At 39.2% G+C, this 3965-nt stretch carries 2 protein-coding genes; both read left to right on the top strand.

The window, feature by feature from the left end; all coding sequences use genetic code 11:
• Positions 1 to 76 precede the first annotated feature (76 nt).
• Entirely contained in the window at positions 77 to 1711 is a 1635-nt protein-coding gene (gene merA, locus IEX81_RS16410; protein WP_010023127.1) for a mercury(II) reductase, read from the top strand.
• Between the two features lie 856 nt (positions 1712 to 2567).
• A complete protein-coding gene (locus IEX81_RS16415; RefSeq protein WP_188805322.1) occupies positions 2568 to 3728 on the top strand; it encodes a murein hydrolase activator EnvC family protein in 1161 nt (386 codons plus the stop codon).
• Positions 3729 to 3965: the final 237 nt, after the last annotated feature.

The following is a 3965-nucleotide window of genomic DNA, read 5'->3' on the forward strand; positions in this document are numbered from 1 at the left end:
GAGGATATCACGCAGTACCCGAGCCGAATAGAGAAAACGATTAACTTCGAAATTAATAATACGAGGAGGAAATCATATGATAACGTATCGAATGACTGTTCAGGGGATGACTTGTGCCGGGTGTGAAGACCATGTGGCAAGTACTCTGGAACATATTGGTGCAAGAAACATTAAGGTTAATTATCAACGTGGGGAAGCTCTTTTTGGGCTCCCGGTTAGTATTAAAAAGGAGACTGTGGAACGGGCAATAGTTGAAGCACACTATCAACCTGTAAATTTTATGCAGATCCAATCAGAAGGAGATTCTGATAAAGAAGACGACTACGATTACATTATTATTGGCTCTGGCGGTGCGGCTTTTGCTTCAGCCATTAAAGCCAGAGAGTATGGCGCCAGAGTGGCAATGATTGAACGAGGTATAGTTGGCGGTACCTGTGTTAATATCGGCTGTGTTCCTTCTAAGACCTTGCTCAGAGCCGGGGAAATTAATAACCAGGCAAAAAATCATCCATTCAAGGGATTGCACACTTCAGCAGCTGAAGCTGATTTAGCGCAACTGGTTGAGCAAAAAAATGAATTGGTTGAAACATTACGGATCCAAAAGTATGAAAATTTAATTGGAACTTATGGTTTTGAACTTATTAAAGGAGAGGCAAAGTTTGTCAATGAAAAAACGATCGAAGTGAATGGCAGACAACTGACGGGAAAGCGTTTTTTAATCGCCACCGGTGCTTCACCGCTCATACCCGATATTCCCGGATTAAATCATGTGGATTTCTTAACCAGCACAACTTTACTTGAACTGAAAAAGATCCCGAAACGTCTTGCGGTCATCGGTTCCGGTTATGTAGGTTTTGAATTAGGTCAGCTTTTTCATCATTTAGGTACGGAAGTAACATTGATGCAGCAGAGCAATCAATTATTAAAAAAATATGATCCGGAAATATCGGAAACCATAACACGAGCTTTAACACAACAAGGTATTCATTTTATTACCGGAATAAAATTCAAGCGTATCGAACAAGACGGGCAGATAAAGAAAGTCCATATAAAGACTGAGGGTAAGGAACAAGTTATTGAAGCAGAGCAGTTGCTTGTCGCAACAGGACGCAAACCGAACACAGCAAACTTAAATCTGTATTCAGCAAACGTTAAGGTCGGTACCCGGGGTGAAGTCCTCATTGATGAATTTTCCAGAACGACCAATCCACGTATTTATGCAGCTGGGGATGTCACGCTCGGCCCGCAATTCGTCTATGTCGCTGCTTATCAAGGCGGTCTTGCTGCAGACAATGCCGTCGGAGGACTTGGTCAAAAAACCGACTTAGACTTTGTACCGAGCGTTATGTTTACAACTCCATCAACTGCCATGGTTGGATTAACGGAAGAGCAGGCAATAAAAAAAGGCCTTAAGGTAAAAACGTCTGTTCTGCCTTTAAGTACCGTGCCCAGAGCAATCGTTAATCGAGAGACGACTGGTGTCTTTAAATTAGTGGCAGAAGCAAAGACACTCAAGGTCTTGGGCGTCCATATTGTTGCTGAAAATGCGGGAGACGTGATCTATGCTGCGACATTAGCCGTAAAGTTTGGGATGACTGTGGAAGATCTTCAAGATACCCTCACGCCTTATCTCACTATGGCCGAAGGCTTAAGGTTAGCAGCACTCACATTTGACAAAGATATATCTACACTTTCTTGTTGTGCAGGATAACAATGTTAATAATAAAGAAACAAATTAAAGCCGATTTCCCATTTTTCCTTAAAAATGGGAAATCGGCTTTTTCTCATAATTTAAAAAAAGTATAACCCCGATGACGATCTGCTTCAAATCAGGATGATGCTGTTTACTGTAGTCATACGTAATGGCAGGTGTCCCGTCCGCCCCATCTGGCGAAGTGTAGCTGCCCTAAAACAAATAGGATGTGGTATCGCTGCGGACACCGGACACCGGGAGACCCGGTTTCTGATAGGCGGAAAGAGACAGGGGTGGAATACACACGCCAGGGGCCGGCCTCGTGCAGGTGATCCAACGCTCGACCGAACGCCGAGAGAGGCTTTCGAACGGATCTCATCCCAATCCGGCAGATGATTGATCGTTTCATTAAATTGGTTTTCTCACAAATCACGGAAATCAACTGAGAAGCACCCACCGACAGGGTGAGCACCTGATCTGTTTCCATGACTTTTTGCCATTTCCGAATATTCATGAACAGCTCTTTCCTTCATATTTATTCCTCAATTTATTTCTATCAATCATCGTATTTAGTGATGTTCATCAACATGTTCTAAATCTTACAACATAATTTGTTTCTACATAGTTTCCACACAAAATCCACACATTTATTGATTATCATTATTTTAATAACTAAACCACATTATAGAGAAATTGAGGAGGTTTCAGATAAAAAAATAAATCGCGATTAATTAATTAAACGAAATAATATTGAGATCGAAACATGTCGAAATTTGTCATATTGAACTGTTACGATATGATTAATGGCTCTAGCGGGGGTCTTTCACCTTAAAACTCCAAAGAAAAGAAAAGAAGCTAAAGGGGAAAGATAGTAGTGAAAAGAAAATATTTACGCACAACAATGATCTTGGGTACAGCGTTTTTGTTGATAACGAGTTATACGGAGAGCTACGCACACGCCACTTCAGAACGTCAATTCAATACGAAACAAAGCTTATCTTCTGAGCAACAGTTGTCGAAGAATGATAGACAACAAGATGTAGCGATAAATAGAATTAAATCATCCGAAAAGCAGATTGAGAAGATAAAAAGAAGTGTAGCAGATAAACAATCTAAACTGGTTGAAAGTGAAGCAATATCCGAATCGATGAAAGATCAGATTGATCGGCTTACCAAACAGATCAGTATTAGGGATAAATTATTAAAAGAACGGATACGTTCCATTTACATAAATGGAGGGGCAATCAGTTATCTTGATGTTCTTCTTGGTGCAGATAGTTTTGGAAATTTTCTGGATCGATTATTCGCCTTGAAATTGATTACTGAAACAGATAACAAAATACTGACTGCTCAAGAGAAAGATAAGAAGGATCAAGTATCAAAACAAAAGATACTAAAACAAGAACTGATAAATCTGAAAAATGGATTGGCAGATCTAAAAAAATTAGAAAATGATCTACTTCAGAAACAGAAAGATCAAAAAAATGAGTTAGCGTTATTAAGAAAAGAAGCATCCAAAATTAAAGAAAAGTCAATGGATAAGAAGGAAGAAAAGGACATTGTAAAGGCTCAAACAGATTCAGCAGAAAATAGAGCATCGACTTTATCATTAAAAAAGTTATCGTTAAACAAATCAGATTTTATTAATCCTACTCAGGGTTATATCTCATCTGGGTTTGGTAATCGGTCATTTGATAACAGCTTTCATCCAGGAATTGATATAGCTAACAGTGAGGGAACACCAGTTAAGGCTGCAGCTGACGGAGTAGTTTTCAGAGCGTATCAATCTTCAAGTTATGGAAATACGGTAATGGTTTCCCATCAAATTGATGGAAAATTGTATACGACGGTCTATGCTCACCTAAACGCTTATAATGTATCTACAGGTGAACGAGTGACTCAGGGACAAGTGATTGGCGGAATGGGTAATACAGGCGAATCATTTGGGTCTCATCTGCATTTTGAATTGTATATAGGCCCTTGGACTCCACCACCACATAAAGGGGCAGTTAATCCAGTGAGCTATATTCAATAAAAGCCGTTTGAATTTCGATTAGATTTTAGTAGAATACAATTATAAAATCAGGTATAGAATAAAAAATTTTTATACTAAGCTTGTAGATAGAATGAGCTGTACGGTGGTTTTCATCAGTGAGCTCATTATATTATTATAGCCAATTCAGAGGTGTATCTATTTTATTCAATAGTAGTATGAGTAAAATATTTGTAGGCAAATTACCTTCCTGTCCATACCGTTAACGGCAACTGCCGT

Origin of the sequence: Sporolactobacillus putidus (assembly GCF_014647035.1) — a bacterium.
Classification (GTDB): domain Bacteria; phylum Bacillota; class Bacilli; order Bacillales; family Sporolactobacillaceae; genus Sporolactobacillus; species Sporolactobacillus putidus.

Excerpts from the sequence above, each read along its gene's own strand:
- merA (WP_010023127.1), top strand. The coding sequence starts at position 77 with ATGATAACGTATCGAATGACTGTTCAGGGGATGACTTGTGCCGGGTGT.